This window comes from Sulfurimonas sp. (assembly GCF_029027585.1).
GTDB lineage: Bacteria > Campylobacterota > Campylobacteria > Campylobacterales > Sulfurimonadaceae > Sulfurimonas.
This window is the reverse complement of sequence record NZ_CP093397.1, coordinates 1,946,610-1,964,568: the sequence shown is the minus strand read 5'-3', so window position 1 is coordinate 1,964,568 and position 17,959 is coordinate 1,946,610. Positions and strand designations below refer to the sequence as shown.

Genomic DNA, 17,959 nt, shown 5'->3' with positions numbered 1-17,959 from the left:
TTATACTTGTGGTTTTAATGGTTTTAGCCGAACCGTTATATTAAAATAGGGAGCTTACGCTCTCTTCCACTTGTGTAATTGTAGCATATTTTCATTTATCTACAAAATATTATTGATAATCTAAATTTATTTTACAATCTTTTTTAGTTTGTATTAATATTTTATATTTTCCTTTTTCTGCTTCTTTATTAATACTATTAAATATACCTCCAGTAGCTTCTGCTATCTTTTCTCCATTGTCTTTTAAAATCGTTACTCTTTTTATGCAACCGTGTGGTTCTTGTGTCATATTTATAAATCCATCTTTAGTCGTTTCAAATACTCTTGTATATTCTTCACTTTGATAATTGAATTTTGTAGTACCTCTTTCTATTGTCATATAGTATGGTTTTTTAATGTTTGTTGACACATCTTGTCTTGATTGATTATTATAATTATTTCTTTTACTTTCCCCTACTCTATAAGATATTATAAATCTTATCTGTGTCGGTTCTTTTGGTTTTACAAATACTTTAGAAGCTTTCTTTATAGCTTTTTTTGTTATTGAGTCTAGTTTTCTATCATTACTAGTTTTTAAAAATTTAATCTTAGTTATCTCTCCAGCTGGTGTAAGTGTAAAACTAACTACATTTTTTTCATTTAAATATTTAATATTCTTTTTTCTAATTTCTATCATTAGTATTTTTTGAATAATATCAATATTATTATCTTGATTATCCAGTATATAATCTTCTTGAACTTCTGTTAGTTCTACATCTTTATAAAGTGCTTTCATATTTTGTGTAGCTATAACACTTGCATTTAAGATTGATGTTAATAGTAAAAATATTATCGTTAACTTTATTTTCATTTATTTCTCTCTTCTTATTTATTATATTATAGGTATAACCCTATGCTCTATCTCACTAGAATATTCTCTAATCTTATATTCTCCACTATCATCTAAGATATCATCTGATGTAACATATAATATTTTCCAATCATACATTTCAAATATTTTATTTTTTTCTATATAGTCCCTTACATTCATTCTTGTATATTGTATTTCTTTACTATCAATTCTATGTTTATTTTTTATATTCCAATCTTTACATTGTATAAATAATATTTTTTTATCTCTTTTGAGAATAATATCTATACCATCATCTTTTTTACCATGATTTTTTCCATGTGGTACTGTTAAATAACCTTCTTTTTCAAAGTGTTTACATATATATGTTTCGTATTTATTTCCTTTTTCTTTTTTTTGTTCATTTGTTAGTTTATTTTCTTTAAAAGAATATTTTTCTTCATTTATTTTGTCATATATTTTTTGTTCTTTTCTTATTTTCTGTTCTAAATCCATATTACCCATTTTTATTTTTATATAAATTCCTAATATTAAAAGAGGATAAGCCCACCATGGTATGTTTGACAATACGCCTAATAATATGCTTGTCATATCTAGATTCATTTTAATGTCCTAATTCTGCAAGTTTAGTTTTTATTGTGTAATATAATATTTTAATTTGTCCTAGTGGTAATTTTTTTAAGTCATTAGTGATTTCATTAACCATATATTCTGAACTTTCAAAGTCTGGACATTTTTTATCATTTTCTAAAAATCCCATAATAATTTCATGTAGTTCAGGATTTGTTTTCTTCCAATTATGTACAGTTGCTTCTGATTTACCAATATATTCCGCTAAAGCTTTAATAGTTTTAATTTCTTTCAAATTTACTCCAATAATTAGTGTTTTATCTTGACATACTATATCTATTATAGTATAATGGTTACAGTTAAAATAATTAAAGCTTTTTTAACCTTAGGCTTTAATAATTATAGGAGTAACAAAATGCAAGTAAATTTCTCAAAAATTCAAAGACCGACTCTGTTCCAAGAGTTCTTCGACAAATTGATTACATACTCTAATGAAGTAATAGAGTATATACATACATCTACTATAAATCTAGTCACTCCTACTTATCGCAAAACTGCAATAACTCTTATGAATATTATCAAAAACAACATTAAACATTCATATATATCAGTTAAAGCAGTTTTAACAAATCTATTTAAGAGGATTATAAAATGAAAAACAACAATATTCAAAAATCAGTTTTATTTGATGATTCAGTTGCAGATATTAAATGTTTTAACAAACAGACAAATATTGTTCATAATAAAAAACACATAAATAATAAGGAAGTGACAAAAAAATGAGAATATTATTAGTGATATTTCTTTATAAACTTGCTGATTTAATTTATTGGATTTTTATTATTTCGATAGGTGTTTTTATTGGCATGAGTGCACTACAAACCGCAGTCACATAATGGCATGTCAAGTTTGATATAAGTCGGGTCTGTACAGTTGGAGCATTAAGCTAGAACTCCATTAAAGTAACAAAGCTAGTCTTTCCTCTCTCGGTCACTCCTGAGAGGGTCAAAAAAAATAGAGTGACACAAATTATCTTTATGAAGTGCATTTTCTCCTAGTGGTGCGTTTCCTAAACTTAATTATTGATAGTGATTAAGTAAATTTAAAATTTCACTAAGGAGTGACATCATGACAACACATTTAATAGGACAACTACTAGAAGTTAAACCTTCAGAGTACACAAACAAGAAGACTGATAAAGTTTCATATAGTACAGATTTAACAGTTATGTTTGACGGTATAGATGAAGAAGGTTTTCGCAAAGTGTCGGTAGAAACTGTAAATACAGATGAAGAATACTATGAAGAACTAAAAGGCTCTATCGGTAAATTTATTGCTCTCGCCTACCATTCAAGTATCGACCAATGGGGGCAAAAGTTTTACGCCGACCGTTCAATGGCTGTTCTAACTTTAGATAAAAATCCTCTTGACTATTCAAAGTTTAAGAGAGTTGAGTCAAAAGACAAGAAATAAACAATGTCAATTAGTAGTCTAAGAAACCTAAATTATTCTATTGCGATACATTCATCAGATTTTAAAAAGTGTAAAGATGAAAAAACAAGAAAGAAAATTGAGGCACTCCTAGACATACTAAGAACAAAAAGAGGTAATAACCTTTCAAAATCCCGTCATAGCAAAGCGATAGGGACAACAAACGATAGTGCGTTAGAAACTCAAATAAAATTAATAAAGGATAGATTACTATGATTTTAAATGCAATTTTTGCCCCTCTTATGGATAATTTACTTCTTATAATTGGTGCAATGGTTTCTGTTTTATCATTGATTTGGGCATCTAAACAACTTTTAAACTTCCTAGGTTTAGAGACTTTGAATTTAAAAATAGAAGCTAAAAAACAGATAAGAAGAGAAGATAGACAGTCTAAAATAAGTCAACATAAGGCAACTTATCGTAAAGCTGAATCAGACAAAAAACAAGTAAAACAGATAAAGTCTGAAGAGAAAAAAGCACTCAAAAAATATGTTGAATCTCAAAAATTAAAAGCAAAAACAGAGAAAAAACAAAGAGCAGAAAATGGAAGAGTTATTCATGTTAAGAAAAGACTTGAGTACAAAACTTCAATAGCTCAAAGAATACCAAAAACTAAAACTTCTTCTAGTTCTTCTAATTCTAAAAGAACAACAAGAAGAGAATTTATGAGTAAAAAGTATAGAGATACTGACTTTACTAGTTCATTACAAGATAAAAGGGAATTAAAATATTGGAATATTAATCAAAAAATAAATGATAGATATATGTTGAATTCTCCTTTAACTAAAAACGAGTCTGGAGAAGTTCGTATGCAAAATAGAAATTATAAGTTAGGAAAAGTAGGCTAAAAAGTTTTCAATTTTGCTTTAAATGGGCGTTACACCCTTTAGAGCAGAGTTGTAACGAACTCTTGCAAAATTTAAAACAAGGATTTTTTATGTTTAATTCAATTAAAAAACATATGGCTCAAAATAAAGTTGCAACTGCTGTTGTTGGTTCTGCTCTCTTAAGTACACAATCTTTTGCATTAACTGCAACTGATATTGATTTTGGTACTACACAAGCTGATATAGGTTTAGTTTTAATCGCAATGATTGGTATTGGTGCTGTCGTTTGGGGTGGTCGTAAACTACTTGGTTTTTTTCGGGTAATCAATAGTGAAAAAGTACATCATTAATATTTTTATTTTTTTATTGATTGTTAGTGATGTACAGTCTGCTGTACTTGTTGCAAGTGATATAGACCCCTCAAATGCTAATGAGCAGATGGCTCTTATAGTTACTTCATTAGTTGCTTTTTTAGCCTTTATTATGGGTTCGAAAAGAGTATTAAAGTTTTTAGGATAGATTATGAAAAAGTTTTTTTATATATTTTTATTGTCATTTATATTTAGTACAAATATATATGCTTATGTAAATATGTCAAAAGTTAACGCTCGTGCTCGTGACTTAGGTATGAGAAAAAAAGACTATGTTTATGCTATGGCTATGAGTGGTGTCTTATGTGGTTCTATGTTTGGTCTTTTTCTTTGGAAGTCAAGATAATGCCTAGTTTTTTAGATTTTACAATTATTGGTGACCCTGCTTTTGATTTCTTTTTTTCTATTACAGCATCTATAAATCTTTTAATGTTTATTGCTTTTTCTGTAACGGCTCTTTTTCGTGGTCGAGTTTAAGGTGTTAATATGCGTTTAATTACTCTTATACTATATAGTTTAATATTTAGTTTCACATCACTATATTCATTAAATTTTCTAACTTTTTCTACAACAGATACATATGTTTACCCTTTGACTAAAACTCAGCTTTGTCTTTATTCTGTTTCGCAAAATTATCCAATTATTAGAACATCAGAAGCATTTCAGCAATGTCGTGACCACTTCGGAACTATTGTTGGTGGATATATAGGTTCTTCAATTAGAACTGCAACTAATTCTTTGGACTATTGTACTGATGGCGTATCTTTCTCTGAAACAATTTTACAAGAATGGCAATGTAACATAATATGTAATGACCCTCTTCAAACAGGTTATGAATTTAAAAATGGTACTTGTGAACAAATTCCCGTTGCTCCATCTCCTCCTGAGTGTAAACCTGAAGATAATCAAGATTTAAATACAACTACAAATTCTTGTGATTGTATTGAGGGTTTTGCTAGGCATAATGGTATTTGTGTTACAGATACTGATGGCGATGGTGACCCAGACATTACTGACCCTGACGATGATGATGATGGTATCCTTGATACGGCTGACCTTGATGATGATGGTGATGGTATTCTTGATACGGCTGACCCTGACCATCCTGATTATTCTCCTGTTAGTTTTTGTCAAGGAATGGATTTAACAACTAGAGTTTTCTTTGGAACTAAATTTAATATTCTTGATTATCATCCTAAAGGTTATAAATTTCCAAATACTTGTAGTTTATATTTATCTATATCAACCTATGATAGTGCTTTCGAATATAGTGATTTAAATCCTGAATGTACAGAAAGAAAATATTGTTATGTACATTACTTAAAAGAAGATGATAAAACAAAATGTAGTTATAGTTCTTCTGATGTTAAGCCAAAGGGCTATGTCTATATAAGTAATCTTAGTGAAGATGAATGTAGTGCAAAAGTTGATATGAAAAAATATATTGATAAAAAATATGTTTTTCCAAATTCATTATCTTGCCCTGGTGTCGCATATTGTTTTTTAAAACCAAAGGTTGATTTACCTCCAAATTCAGATTCTGAAGATGATGACCCTACGATGAATAAACAAGATTTGAATACAACTTCACAAGATAATAGAGCATTACTTCAAGCTTCAAATACTACTAATAGTCATTTAAAGGATTTAAAAGATAAAACAGATTTAACAAATAAAAGTTTAGAAAGAATTAATGAAACAAATACTAATTTATTGGCTTCCTCAAAAGATATAAATAAAAATTTATCTAATGTTAATAGTAACTTATCTAGTTCTTTGATTCAACAAAAGCTTATGAATAATACTTTAAGTAATATAAATAAATCTATAAAAGCAAGTACATTAGATACAAAAGGTCTTAAGTCTATTGCATTAAATAATAACTCACAACTTCAAAACATAGCTTCAAACAGTAGGGCTATGAACGAAAATTTACAAGCTGGTTTATTTGGAGATAATCCTTTTTCTGGTGTTGATTTTACTGATGATGGTTCTTCAAAATTTAGTGGCTTTCAAGGCGATGTTTCATCAGCATTTGATATTACAACTTATACTAATATTTTTGGTTTAAGTGGTTTGTCTGGTGGTGCTATCCCTGAGTATAGTGCATATATTATGGGTCATAAAATAATAGTTTTTGAGCCTAGTATGCTCAATGGTTTTCCATTAACTGAAATAAAAGCTTTGATTATGTTTATCTTTGCTCTTATGGGTTTTATACATACATTTAGGAGTGTTTAAAAATGGCTTTACCTTTATTATTTGCGGGATTTAGTGGCTTAGCTTCTTTAGCAGGTTTTATAATGAAACATCCATTTGTTTCTAAGATGATGATTTTTACAGTATTTACAGCGTTACTTACATTAGCTTTTTCACATTTAAAAGGTTTAGTTTCTCCTTATATTGTAGGTAATAGTTTAATGTCTTTGGCTGCTTATTTTGGTGTACTCGATGGAATAAGTATTTATTTAACTATCTTAGTTGCTGGATTTGGAGTTAAACAAGTTTTAGCCTTTGTAAGGTCTTAATTTAAATATAGGAGTGACACATGTTTAGGTATTTATTTGTAGTTTTAATTTTGGTATTTAGTTTAAATGCTAAAACATTGGTAAATGTAAATTTTTCAAATTTAAAAATCAATGAGTTTATAAAAATAGTTTCAAAGTTAGTCAATAAAAATATTTTAGTTACTGACATCATCAATGGTCAAGTAAATTTAGTTAGTAACGCTTCAATCTATGATAATGAGCTTATAGATATTTTATCATCTGTTTTAAAATCAAAAGGTTACACTCTTATTAAAAATGGCTCTTTTTATGAAATTATTAAAATTTCAAAAGCTATTAAAAGTGAAGCTAATTATAAAGGTAGTTTAAAAAATAATACTTTTATAGTGTCACAACTTATTCAAATCAATAATAACGATGTTGATGTCATTGCTTCTAAGCTCAAAAGCTTAACTTCTATGTATAATGAACCCCTAAAACTGAACCAGTAAAATTTGTTTTCTTATTTCAAAAATGATAAAATTGAAATAGAGAATATAGGAATTAAATATGAGTGCAAAAAGAAAAAGTTATAGTGCAAATTTTAAAGCAAAAGTAGTACTGGAAGTTTTAGAGGGTGAAAAAACTGTTAATGAAATAGCTAGTGGATATGAAGTCCTACCTCTAAGTTTAAGAAATTGGAAAAAACAGTTTCTTGAGAATATGTCATTAGCATTTGATAAAAGTACTGTTGTAAAAGAATACAAAGATGAAATTGATACTCTTAAATATGAAAAAGATGCAATTGCAAAAAAACTTGGAGAGACAATTGTTGAGAAGGATTTTCTTGTGGAAAAGCTAAAAAGCTTGGCCTCATCTAAAGAGAGAAAAACTCTACTTGATGCTAAGCATAAATTATCACAGAATAAGCAGTGTCAATTGCTACAGGTAAGTAAGTCGAGTTTGTACTATACTCCAACTAAACCGTTTAGTAGAGGTAAAGACTTGAAAATATTAGATGCTATAAATAATATATATTCAGACTTTCCATCATATGGAAGTAGAAGAATTCATGCTCAACTTTTAAGAGATGGGTATAGCATAGGGAAAAAGTTCGTTAAGAAAGCTATGAAGTATATGGGTATAGAAGCCTTGTATCCTAAGCCTAAGACCACTACAGCAAACAAAGAACATTATAAGTATCCATATCTCCTAAAAGATTTTAGAGATTATGCTGGACGTGTTGTAATTGAAAAAACTAATCAAGTCTGGAGTACAGATATTACTTATATCAAACTGGAAAAAGGCTTTGTATATTTAGCCGCAATAATAGATTGGCATAGTAAAAAAATACTCTCATGGAAACTTTCTAACACAATGGATATTTCCTTAGTTAAAAGTGTGTTAAATGAAGCACTCGCATTTTATCCTAAACCAGAGATATTTAACACAGACCAGGGAAGTCAATATACTTCAAAAGTTCATGTTGATATTCTCAAAAAACACAACATTAAAATTTCAATGGATGGAAAAGGTAGAGCTACTGATAATATTTGCATCGAAAGATTCTGGCGAAGTATTAAGTATGAAGAAATTTATCTGAATGAATATAAGAATATAAAATCTCTCAATCGAGCAATAAAAATATATATGAACTCTTACAACAAAAAAAGATTACATTCGGCGATTGGATATAAAACTCCAAATGAAGTTTATTATAAAGCTGTCAATAATTTAGATCCTAAAGGAGCAAAACTGTTACCACTGGTATCGTAAAGAGGTAAAATAAGAAAACTTGTTTTACTGGTCTTGAAAAAGGGAACCATTATAATGCACTCCACTTTCATAACTATAAAAAGCTCTAATATGATATTTATTAGTGATTATCCAAAGAATATAAAAGTGATAAAAAAGATAATTAAGAAAATAGATGTAAAGTTAAATAATATAGTTGTTATGTATGAAGTCAAACATATAAGAGCTAAAGAACTTTTGACATATCTTAACGAAAGTTCTAAATTTCTTTTTAACATTTCTTTAAAATCTGACAAGGTTAAAATTTTACTTCATGAGGATTTAAACTCTATCATTGTTATTGGTAAAAAATCTAATATTTTAGTAATAGAAAATTTAATAAAAAAGTTTGATGTAGCATCTACGAATAACCAAACATTAAAAGTTTTTAATCTTAAAAATGCTAAAGCTGATGAAGTTTTTAAAGCTCTTATTAATATTATAAATAATCAAAAATTTAGTGATGAATCTTTAAAACCAAATATTTCTAAAAGTGATGATATCAATTCTATTATAGTTGTAGGTGTTCCTCACATTATAAAGGCTCTTGAACCGCTTATAAAAGAGCTAGACAAGGAAAAGTATCAAGTATATGTAGAAGCTCGTATAATAGATATAAATAAAAAAAATTCAGAAGATTTAGGTATTAAATATAATTTTGATGGTGCTAGGCTTCTATCTAGTGGTGGATTGCTTTCTTTTAGTTCTAACTTTAGTGGTATTGTTCCTATTCAAGGTTTGATAGGTAAAAACTTATCATCTTCACTCGTTGGTGATGGTTTGGCTCTTGGTGCATCTATTGATTTTCTTCAAACAAATGGTGCAAGTAAATCAATCTCTAATCCTTCTATTCTTTGTGTTAATAATAAAGAATCATCTATATATGTTGGTAAAACTATTTCTTTACAAAGTGGCTCTGTTTCTGCTTCTGACAATGGTGTCACAAATTCCTATGTCAGAACTGATATAGGACTTACTTTAAAAATAATTCCTCGTGTTTCTTCATCTGACAAAGTCACCTTAGAAGTATCAATAGTTTTAGAAAATATAATTGATGATGGTAGTAATAACGAAACTGGTCAACCAGTAACCTCTAAACAAGAAGTGAAAACACAAACAATATTAAGACATGGCGAAAATATAATTATTGGTGGTTTAGTAAGAAGTTACACTTTGGATTCTAAGTCACAAGTTCCATTATTAGGAGATATTCCTTTTCTTGGTGCATTATTCAGAAGTACATCAACAACAAATGAGCAAGATAATTTAGTGATTATTTTGACTCCATATATTATTGATAATAGTGAGAAATTATCTCAACTTCAAAAGGATTTAGGAACATTATCAAAACTACAAGATGAGTATAATTTAAAAGCTTTTAATAAGTTTGAAAATCAAGGTTTTAAAGATGATTGATTATTTTTTTGGTAAACCTAGAACTGGTAAAACTTATAGAGCTGTTGACATTCTATATACCGATTATTTAAAAGATGAAAATATTTCTCCAAAGTTTACTAACATTATTACTAATATAGGTGGTTTTAAATTTAAAGAAGTAAATCAACTCTTTAGAGATAGAGGTTCTAAATCAGTAGCTTATAAATTAGTTTGGAAGGATTTATATATTCATCTGTCTAAGTTATATGAGATGGCACTTGACGACAAGAGTGATGAAGAATTAAATAGATATGCATATAGTCATAAAATAAATGACGCTCTAATAATTCTTGATGAAGCTTCTTTATTTATGAAGAGATACGATGATGTTATTTCGTGGTGGTTAGCATATCATGGTCATTTTAAAATGAGAATTATAATTATTGCTCAAAGTCCTAAACAGATAAATGCTGAGTACCTTGTACATGCTGAAATATATTATGAGGCTCAACCTCAAAGTAAACAATTAGCCAGTAATAAACTTAGGTATATACACTATAGTGAGCCTTACTTTGTGAAAGATAATAAATTTTCTTCTAATACTATTACTTCTGACAAAAAAATATTTGATTTATATAAAAGTGGAGAAGTTGATAAACCTAAAAAAATGTTAATTAGATTTATTGTATATATTTTATTAGCTCTTTTTATATCTGCTTCTTTTTTTAAATTTTTACTTTATAGACTTACTCCTGATACTCCTGATACAGTAGAAAACCAATCCAATAGTGTTACATCAACCTATGAAGATGTTGATTATCCACCTCCAAAGTCTGATGATTATTTATTGTCTGTTCGTTGCAATAAGCGTTATTGTTGGAATACTGATTCTAAATATGATGGTAACGAGATATCTTTAAACTATTTTAAATTTATAGTTATTAAGCACTCTTTAGAATTAGAATTTAGTGAGATTATAAATGAGGTTTATATACTTACTCCTTATTCAAAAGGTTTAAGTAAATCTACATTATCAAAGCTAACTGATTATTATTATTTCATACCTAAAGAGCTTAAAACAAAAGAGCTAAAACAGTTTTTTATTGCAAAAGAAATAGAAAAAAATAAAAGAAAAGAGTTTAATATCAATCCATTTAATATGAATATGAACGAAGAGAACGCAAGGACGAGCGCCTTAGCGAGGACGAGCAAAAGCGAGTGATAGAGAATTGCTTAGCAATTCTCCTTGGCTATCTATAAAAAGTTATCGTACAAAAATTTAAGGAGTGACACAAATGGAAAATTACGGATTAAGTTCTTATCAAAAAAATAAAGCTTTAAAAAAATTAGAGTTTAACAAAGAGTATATGCTTAGTAATGGCATACAATTAGACAATAAAATAGTTCCTTTTGCTGATTTTGTATGCAATAGCTATACAAATGCTGATAGATATATAGCTGAGTTACAACACAGAGCATGGTCTATCTACGACTATGCAAAAGAAAAAAATCTAAAAAATATATTTTTCTCTCTTACTCTTCCCTCTGTATGGCATTCTATGAAAACTATCAATTATGGCAAAAAGAACGCAAAATTAGTTTTTAATACAAAGTTTGGTGGTCGTAAAATTATCAAAGTTCACACTAAACAAAAAAACAAATATCATTTCTTAAATGCTCATGTAAAGCAAAATATTCCCTTCATTGAGCCTATATTAGATTATACTGATACAGTAGATAAATATTCCCCTCACAATGCTTCTAAAGAATTATCTAAAATGCTTAAAAAACTTTTCAATGAAAGAAGTTATAGGAACATAGAAAAAGATGATAGATGTTACTTTCGTGTTACTGAGCCACACAAGGACGGTACACCTCATTTACATATGAGTTTATATATCCCACAAGATAAAGTCGAAAGCATTGTAAATTCACTAAAAAGATTGTTTCCTTCCCCTCTTGGCGATATTGAAACAAATGTAAAAAGCCCTGTTTCTTATCTTATGAAATATGTTCTAAAAACTCTTGATGATTTAAGAGATGATTCTGAAAAAATAACAAACCTTACATTATGGTATTTGTTTCATGGAATAAGCCGTTTTTATACTTCTCGTACCTTTGTATCTTTAGAGGTGTATAGGAAGCTTAACGGCATGTACACGCTTACAGATTTAACAAAGGGCTATCGGGATGAAAGCTTATCAATCTACACCGATACAACTACTAAAAAAATTGTCCTTATCGAAAATGAGTACGGTACTATTTATGTTCCTAAACCCGTAAATTGGTATGATAAATTAATAGATACTGACCACACTTACTTAGAGGCTGAATTTGAGCCTATTTATCAAGAGCAAAACAAATCTGTTAAACCTATACAGATAAAAATAGATGATGAAGATTACATAATTCACCAGCATACTCTAAAAGAGCATAACCAAGAAAACGAAATACTCATTAAAAACAATAAAACTCCGTTATCTCTTAATGATGTGCTTATTAAACCAAAGATACAACCTTACCAGATGAAAGACTATCAGATTATACAATACTACGAAAATATCGACATGCAAAGTGTCAATCCCGCTCATTATGGTGTTACATATAACTTAATGGTAGAACGAGGCTTAATAGTGGGTGAGTTGCTGAAACCATTTAGCATGTATGAAGCTTTTGAGGTGTTTTAAGATGAGTATTAATAAAGAGTTTTTAGCATATATGGATATACATGAGTGTAATGGTCAATATGAGACTTGTTTAGAAGTACTTCATATTTCTTTAGTAATAAACAAAAAAAAATATATGAAAGTAAAAAGTGAAATAATATATAGCGTTGATATGCTTGATTTACACAACAATAAATATATTTATGAAAGAAATTTTATAAAGTACAGACATGCAAAAAAAGCATACAAAAAAATGATGAGAGGTATTTTAACATGATAGATGAAAAATTATTCTATAAAAGACATACTTGCATTATATGCAAAAGAAAACGATATGAGTACTATATGAAGTCTGTTCTAAAAAGTTCTTGGGCTTGTAAAGACAAATATCATTTTCAATATTGTTGTGATAATAAAGAAATCGAAATTGCTGAAAATATTAGACAAGAATTAAAAAAATTAAAATTTATAAAAATACAACATATTATAGGAAAATAACTCTAGTTATTGTCACTCCTGAACGGACAACATCTCAAGGATAAAAATGAAATTTTTTCACTACTCAAAACTATATTTAGAGTTTAAAAAGCATGAATTAAAATTCTCTACTTTAGACAAATATACTAATATAGTAAGAGATAGACTAAATCCTACTTTTGGTAATTTAGATATATCAGATATTAAACCTAGTGATATTAAAAAATGGCTTTATGATATTAATGATGTAGGTGGTAAATCTAAACGAATATATCTTAGTATCTTATCTGGTATCTTACAAGAAGCTCTTTATGATGAAGTTATTACTCGTAATCCCGTTAGACTTGTAAGGCTTCCTAAATTTGACACTCCAAAGATAAAACCTTTTACAGCTGATGAAGTAAAACAAATCATGTCCTTATCTAAAAACGACAACTATCGTTATTATCTAGCTATTGCATTTTATACGGGTATGCGTTCGGGCGAAATAATTGCACTCAAGAAGAGTGATATAGATTTTAAAAAGCAAATTATAACTGTACAGCGTACACGCTCACGCTATGGAGAAAGTACACCTAAAACAAAATATAGTATAAGAGATATTCCTATTATAAAACTCTTGGAGCCATACATCACAGAACTATACAAAAAACATGATAGTGAGTATCTATTTATTACTCAATATAAGAAACCTTATAAAGATAATCATGTGTTCGCTGAAAACTTTTGGAAGAAAGCACTTAAAGAGTTAAATTTAGAGTATAGACGACCTTACAACGCTAGACATACTTATGCTACAAATATGCTTTATAACAATTTAGTTACACCTTTGCAACTTGCTCAATTATTAGGTCATGCAAACGCTCAAATGGTCTTTGATGTGTATGTAAATTATATAGATTCGTTTAACGAAAATTTTGATAGGTCGATAAATATTTACATTTGAGGGGTACGCTAAGAAAAAAAGTGATTTTCAAAAAGGTTCTTCAAACCCCTAAATATAGGGCTTTATGGTGGACAAGGAGAGATTCGAACTCTCGGTAGGATTACTCCTACGCATCCTTAGCAGAGATGTGGTTTCAGCCAGCTCACCCACTTGTCCATTGTTTGAAGGCTGAAATTATATTCATATATTCATAATAATTAGCTTAAATAAAAGAAGTTTGTATTATAATATTTTAACTTCATAAAGGATTCAGCCATTAAACTCTTTATTTGCCTTTTTTTAACCACTTTATTGTTCTCAAATACTTATCCAAGCTTTAGTAAAAAAGAGCTGTCATCTATAAAAAAAGTTTCTGGAAATATCGCAAAAAATAGAGTACAAGACTATCAAAAAAACATAAACTCATACAAGCATCTACAAAAGAATAAACAACTTTTAAAAGTAAATTTTTATCTAAATCAACTTCTTCCTCAGTATGATGATGTTATACAAAAACAAGAGGATTACTGGGCATCTCCTAAAGAATTTCTTATAACAGGCTATGGGGACTGTGAAGATTATGTCATCATAAAATATTTCACCCTTTTAAAGCTTGGATTTGATAAAGACAAGCTCTACTTTACAACAGTTTATGAAAAATATATTGGAGGATATCACATGGTTTTGAGTTATTTTGAAGCAGATGGAAAGTCACCACTTGTTTTAGACAACCTAAGCTTTAGAATTTTACCTTTAAATATCAGAAAAGATTTAAAGGCAGATATATTCATAAACTCAACTGGCATCTACAAAATAAACAAAAACAACAAACTTTTTAAAGTTCAAAACAACTCTATAAAATTTCAAGAACTTATGAAAAAAGTAAAAAAAGAACGCTAAAGTTTTTTTAAAATCTTCTCTACTACTTCTGCAGGATTTTCAGCTTGATAAATCGGGCGACCAACAACTATGAAATCTACTTGAGCATCTTTTGCAAACTCTATATTTGCTACTCTTTTCTGATCACCAGCATCTTCTCCAAAAGGACGAATTCCTGGAGTTAAGGTCATAAAACTACTTGCAGTTACATCTTTTATAGAAGCACTCTCAAAAGCACTACAAACTACTCCATCTAAGCCACTTTCATGTGCATCTATCCCAAATTGGTCAGCTTTTTCATTTATACCCTTTTCATAAACTCTAACAAATTCATCTTCACTAAACGATGTAAGAGCTGTGACAGCTAAAACTATTGGTCTAGATGCATAAGCGTCCAATCTTTTCATAACTTCACTCATTGCTCGTTTTCCTGCACTTGCATGTACATTAAACATATCAACACCAAGCCCCATTATCGATTGGGCAGCATCTGCCATAGTATTTGGAATATCATATAGTTTTAAATCTAAAAATATTTTAAAATCAGGATTTATTTGTTTTATTTCAAGCAGGAAATCTTCTCCATCTCTTATGAAAGTTCTTAGTCCGACTTTTAGCCAAACATCATACTCTTTTATTTTGTGGATTAAATCTAGGTTTTCTTGTTTTGTGGGTAAATCGAGGGCAACGCATAATTCCATCATATCTCTTTATATTAAAGTGATGGAATTATAACATTTTTGTACTAGGAGTTAACCATCTTATTTATTGTATCAACTACACCTGGATCTTCAAGTGTTGAGATATCTTGAGTAATTTCTTCACCTTTTGCGATTGAACGAAGGATTCTTCTCATAATTTTACCTGAACGAGTTTTAGGAAGTCCTGGAACAAAAACCATATCATCACAAAGAGCAATATTACCTATCTCTATTTTAATGATTGCATTGATAGCTTTCATTTCTTCAAGCTCATCAGCTACACCGTCATCTTCTTTTAAAAGAATATAAGCAAAAATACCTTCACCTTTAAGTGGATGTGGTTTACCAACTACTGCAACTTCTGCTACATTATCATGTTTTTTGATAGCCGCTTCAACTTCAGCAGTTCCCATTCTGTGTCCAGAAACATTGATAACATCATCCGTACGACCTGTTATAGTGATATATCCATCATCATCATAAACAGCACCATCACCTGTAAAGTAAACTGGTTTACCATCTTTTTTAACATCACCAAAGTATGCTTTTATAAATCTTTCTTTATCTCCCCAAACACCACGAATCATCGCTGGCCATGGACGAGTTATACACATAAGACCTTTTTCTCCAACTGGAGCTTTATTGCCTTCATCATCTAAGATTTCTGCCATGATTCCTGGAAGTGGGAATGTAGCACAACCTGGTTTAATAGGAGTTGCACCTGGAAGTGGAGATATAACATGTCCACCTGTTTCAGTTTGCCAGTAAGTATCAACGATGGCACAGTTATTATTTCCAACTGCTTCATAGTACCATTTCCATGCTGGAGGGTCAATAGGCTCACCAACTGTTCCTAAAACTTTTAGAGATGATAAGTCATATTTTCCTGGCTCATCTTCACCCATTTTATGAAGTACACGAATAGCAGTAGGTGCAGTGTAAAATTGGTTAATTCTATACTCTTCAACCATTTTCCAAGGACGACCAGCATCTGGATAAGTTGGGACACCTTCAAACATTACTGTTGTCGCACCCATTGCAAGTGGTCCATAAACTATGTATGTATGACCTGTAATCCAACCAACATCAGCAGTACACCAGTAAGTATCGTTTTCTTTAACATCGAAAACCCATTCCATAGTCATTTGAGCCCAAAGTATATAACCAGCTGAATTATGTTGAACACCTTTTGGTTTTCCTGTCGAACCTGATGTATAAAGTAAGAAGAGTGGATCTTCACTATCCATAGGTTCAGGGTCACAGTGAGAACTTTCTAAATCAATAAGTTCGTTATAAGAGTAATCTCTTCCCGCTACCCACTCTACATCTTCAAAGTTTCTTTGAACAACTAGAACTTTTTTAACAGGTGTTGCACCTTCTAGTGCCTTATCAACAACTGGCTTAAGCATATAAGGCTTATCTTTACGAAATGCTCCATCCGCTGTGATAATAATTTTAGCATCTGCATCTTTAACTCTATCTTTTATAGCTTCAGCAGAGAAACCACCAAAAATTACAGAGTGAATAGCACCAAGTCTAGCACAAGCAAGCATAGCATAAGCAGCTTCTGGAATCATTGGCATATAGATGATAACTCTATCACCTTTTTTAACATCAAACTTATTTTTTAGTAAATTAGCAAATTTATTTACATTATAGTAAAGTTCAAGATAAGTAACTATTTGCTTATCTCCACGGTCACCTTCAAAAATAATAGCTGCTTTGTTCTTTTTAGTATCTAAATGACGGTCAATACACTGAGAAGAAACATTTAGTTTACCACCCTCAAACCAATTAACAAACGGAAAGTTTGAATCGTCCATTACTTTTGTAAATGGTTCCATCCAATCCAGTTTTTCTTTACCATAGCTTCCCCAAAAGCCTTCATAATCTTCAGTAGCCCAATCCTGTAAATCTTGGTATTCACACATATTTTTAATGAGTGCATTTTTTGCAAACTCTTTGTTTGGTTTAAAAACTTGTTTTTCTGACATCTATCTTTCCTTTGTTAATTTTAAATATATCATTGCCATCATTATTGCATCGTTAACAGCATTATGAGCACCCATATATGGAATACCACATCTGCCTAGTATTGTATCGAATCGTAAATCAATATTACCTTGTGGAATAGATTTTATTGTCTTATTATAATAAATTTCTGACACTTCAATCATTTTATTTGGTAAAACTATACCAATTTTCTTCTTTATATACTTGTTAATCATAGCTACATCAAACTCCAGATAGAAGCCTATTAAAGGGCGTGAACCTATGAAATATAAAAAATCTTTTACCGCTTCATCTATTGTTTTTTCTTCATTTATTACTGCTTCAAAAGTATGTGAAGTTATTACACGGTTACCTTTTATTTTTACTGCTCCTATTGATAAAATATCATCTTTTCTTATATTATAACCTGTGGTTTGAGTATCAAAAACAATAAATTCTTCACTTTTGTCTTTTTCAAACAAAAAATTGTACTCTCTTTCTTTAAGACCCGCATGATTTGATTTGGTTTTAAACTCGGAAAAAAAAGACAATA

The 17,959-nt window shown here is 29.5% G+C and carries 26 protein-coding genes and 1 tRNA gene; 20 read left to right on the top strand and 7 right to left on the bottom strand.

Annotation, left to right across the window (positions count from 1 at the left end; genetic code table 11):
• Positions 1-109: 109 nt before the first annotated feature.
• The 3 genes from MOV50_RS10205 to MOV50_RS10195 are packed head-to-tail and all read right to left on the bottom strand — an operon-like array spanning position 110 to position 1,715.
• A complete protein-coding gene (locus tag MOV50_RS10205; protein WP_321777805.1) occupies positions 110-850 on the bottom strand; it encodes a TonB family protein in 741 nt (246 codons plus the stop codon).
• Between the two features lie 21 nt (positions 851-871).
• Complete coding sequence (locus MOV50_RS10200; RefSeq protein WP_321777804.1) at positions 872-1,453, bottom strand: restriction endonuclease; 582 nt, start codon at positions 1,451-1,453, stop codon at positions 872-874.
• Position 1,454: 1 nt separating this feature from the next.
• Positions 1,455-1,715 (bottom strand): hypothetical protein, encoded by a 261-nt coding sequence (locus MOV50_RS10195; protein WP_321777803.1) that lies wholly within the window; start codon positions 1,713-1,715, stop codon positions 1,455-1,457.
• 120 nt (positions 1,716-1,835) lie between these two features.
• Here MOV50_RS10195 and MOV50_RS10190 point away from each other — a divergent pair, with 120 nt between their 5' ends.
• The 19 genes from MOV50_RS10190 to MOV50_RS10100 all read left to right on the top strand — a co-directional run bounded on the left by MOV50_RS10190 (position 1,836) and on the right by MOV50_RS10100 (position 13,855).
• Positions 1,836-2,075 (top strand): hypothetical protein, encoded by a 240-nt coding sequence (locus MOV50_RS10190; protein WP_321777802.1) that lies wholly within the window; start codon positions 1,836-1,838, stop codon positions 2,073-2,075.
• Positions 2,072-2,203 (top strand): hypothetical protein, encoded by a 132-nt coding sequence (locus tag MOV50_RS10185; protein ID WP_321777801.1) that lies wholly within the window; start codon positions 2,072-2,074, stop codon positions 2,201-2,203. Before MOV50_RS10190 ends, MOV50_RS10185 begins: the two co-directional genes overlap by 4 nt.
• 345 nt (positions 2,204-2,548) lie before the next feature.
• On the top strand, positions 2,549-2,893 hold the full coding sequence (locus MOV50_RS10180; RefSeq protein ID WP_321777800.1) for a hypothetical protein: 345 nt from the start codon (positions 2,549-2,551) through the stop codon (positions 2,891-2,893).
• A 3-nt stretch (positions 2,894-2,896) separates the two neighbouring features.
• Positions 2,897-3,127, top strand: coding sequence for a hypothetical protein (locus MOV50_RS10175; protein WP_321777799.1), 231 nt, complete (start codon positions 2,897-2,899; stop codon positions 3,125-3,127).
• Positions 3,124-3,759 (top strand): hypothetical protein, encoded by a 636-nt coding sequence (locus MOV50_RS10170; RefSeq protein ID WP_321777798.1) that lies wholly within the window; start codon positions 3,124-3,126, stop codon positions 3,757-3,759. The genes MOV50_RS10175 and MOV50_RS10170 overlap by 4 nt, the downstream gene beginning before the upstream one ends.
• Before the next feature lie 89 nt (positions 3,760-3,848).
• Positions 3,849-4,088 (top strand): hypothetical protein, encoded by a 240-nt coding sequence (locus tag MOV50_RS10165; RefSeq protein ID WP_321777797.1) that lies wholly within the window; start codon positions 3,849-3,851, stop codon positions 4,086-4,088.
• A complete protein-coding gene (locus MOV50_RS10160; RefSeq protein WP_321777796.1) occupies positions 4,069-4,257 on the top strand; it encodes a hypothetical protein in 189 nt (62 codons plus the stop codon). Before MOV50_RS10165 ends, MOV50_RS10160 begins: the two co-directional genes overlap by 20 nt.
• 3 nt (positions 4,258-4,260) lie before the next feature.
• Positions 4,261-4,455: a hypothetical protein gene (locus MOV50_RS10155; protein WP_321777795.1), complete on the top strand. Its 195-nt coding sequence runs from the start codon at positions 4,261-4,263 to the stop codon at positions 4,453-4,455.
• A complete protein-coding gene (locus tag MOV50_RS10150; RefSeq protein WP_321777794.1) occupies positions 4,455-4,586 on the top strand; it encodes a hypothetical protein in 132 nt (43 codons plus the stop codon). Before MOV50_RS10155 ends, MOV50_RS10150 begins: the two co-directional genes overlap by 1 nt.
• Positions 4,587-4,700: 114 nt before the next feature.
• A complete protein-coding gene (locus MOV50_RS10145; RefSeq protein ID WP_321777793.1) occupies positions 4,701-6,350 on the top strand; it encodes a hypothetical protein in 1,650 nt (549 codons plus the stop codon).
• 2 nt (positions 6,351-6,352) lie between these two features.
• Positions 6,353-6,637, top strand: a complete 285-nt coding sequence (locus MOV50_RS10140; RefSeq protein ID WP_321777792.1) for a hypothetical protein — start codon at positions 6,353-6,355, stop codon at positions 6,635-6,637.
• A 20-nt stretch (positions 6,638-6,657) separates the two neighbouring features.
• Positions 6,658-7,107: a hypothetical protein gene (locus tag MOV50_RS10135; RefSeq protein WP_321777791.1), complete on the top strand. Its 450-nt coding sequence runs from the start codon at positions 6,658-6,660 to the stop codon at positions 7,105-7,107.
• A 58-nt stretch (positions 7,108-7,165) separates the two neighbouring features.
• Positions 7,166-8,371: an IS3 family transposase gene (locus MOV50_RS10130; protein ID WP_321777146.1), complete on the top strand. Its 1,206-nt coding sequence runs from the start codon at positions 7,166-7,168 to the stop codon at positions 8,369-8,371.
• 90 nt (positions 8,372-8,461) lie between these two features.
• Complete coding sequence (locus MOV50_RS10125) at positions 8,462-9,805, top strand: secretin N-terminal domain-containing protein (protein WP_321777790.1); 1,344 nt, start codon at positions 8,462-8,464, stop codon at positions 9,803-9,805.
• Positions 9,798-10,988: a zonular occludens toxin domain-containing protein gene (locus MOV50_RS10120; protein WP_321777789.1), complete on the top strand. Its 1,191-nt coding sequence runs from the start codon at positions 9,798-9,800 to the stop codon at positions 10,986-10,988. The genes MOV50_RS10125 and MOV50_RS10120 overlap by 8 nt, the downstream gene beginning before the upstream one ends.
• A gap of 73 nt (positions 10,989-11,061) precedes the next feature.
• A complete protein-coding gene (locus tag MOV50_RS10115) occupies positions 11,062-12,453 on the top strand; it encodes a hypothetical protein (protein ID WP_321777788.1) in 1,392 nt (463 codons plus the stop codon).
• 1 nt (position 12,454) lies between these two features.
• Positions 12,455-12,709 carry a hypothetical protein gene (locus MOV50_RS10110; protein WP_321777787.1) on the top strand — a complete coding sequence of 85 codons (255 nt, stop codon included), beginning with the start codon at positions 12,455-12,457 and terminating at the stop codon, positions 12,707-12,709.
• The gene (locus tag MOV50_RS10105; protein WP_321777786.1) at positions 12,706-12,930 is read left to right on the top strand and encodes a hypothetical protein; all 225 of its coding nucleotides are present in this window, start codon (positions 12,706-12,708) and stop codon (positions 12,928-12,930) included. Before MOV50_RS10110 ends, MOV50_RS10105 begins: the two co-directional genes overlap by 4 nt.
• 46 nt (positions 12,931-12,976) lie before the next feature.
• Positions 12,977-13,855 (top strand): site-specific integrase, encoded by an 879-nt coding sequence (locus MOV50_RS10100; RefSeq protein ID WP_321777785.1) that lies wholly within the window; start codon positions 12,977-12,979, stop codon positions 13,853-13,855.
• A gap of 65 nt (positions 13,856-13,920) precedes the next feature.
• Here MOV50_RS10100 and MOV50_RS10095 read toward each other — a convergent pair.
• Positions 13,921-14,011 (bottom strand) — tRNA-Ser (locus tag MOV50_RS10095).
• A gap of 135 nt (positions 14,012-14,146) precedes the next feature.
• On the opposite strand from MOV50_RS10095, the gene MOV50_RS10090 reads away from it, so the two are divergent.
• Complete coding sequence (locus MOV50_RS10090) at positions 14,147-14,734, top strand: transglutaminase-like cysteine peptidase (protein ID WP_321777784.1); 588 nt, start codon at positions 14,147-14,149, stop codon at positions 14,732-14,734.
• On the opposite strand, the gene pyrF is transcribed toward MOV50_RS10090, so the two are convergent.
• From pyrF to MOV50_RS10075, 3 genes are read right to left on the bottom strand one after another with little or no spacing between them, the layout of a single operon-like run.
• Complete coding sequence (gene pyrF, locus MOV50_RS10085) at positions 14,731-15,414, bottom strand: orotidine-5'-phosphate decarboxylase (protein WP_321779661.1); 684 nt, start codon at positions 15,412-15,414, stop codon at positions 14,731-14,733. The two genes, MOV50_RS10090 and pyrF, sit on opposite strands and share 4 nt — an antisense overlap.
• Positions 15,415-15,458: 44 nt before the next feature.
• On the bottom strand, positions 15,459-17,408 hold the full coding sequence (gene acs, locus MOV50_RS10080) for an acetate--CoA ligase (RefSeq protein ID WP_321777783.1): 1,950 nt from the start codon (positions 17,406-17,408) through the stop codon (positions 15,459-15,461).
• Entirely contained in the window at positions 17,409-17,957 is a 549-nt protein-coding gene (locus MOV50_RS10075; protein ID WP_321777782.1) for a ribonuclease H-like domain-containing protein, read from the bottom strand.
• Positions 17,958-17,959: the final 2 nt, after the last annotated feature.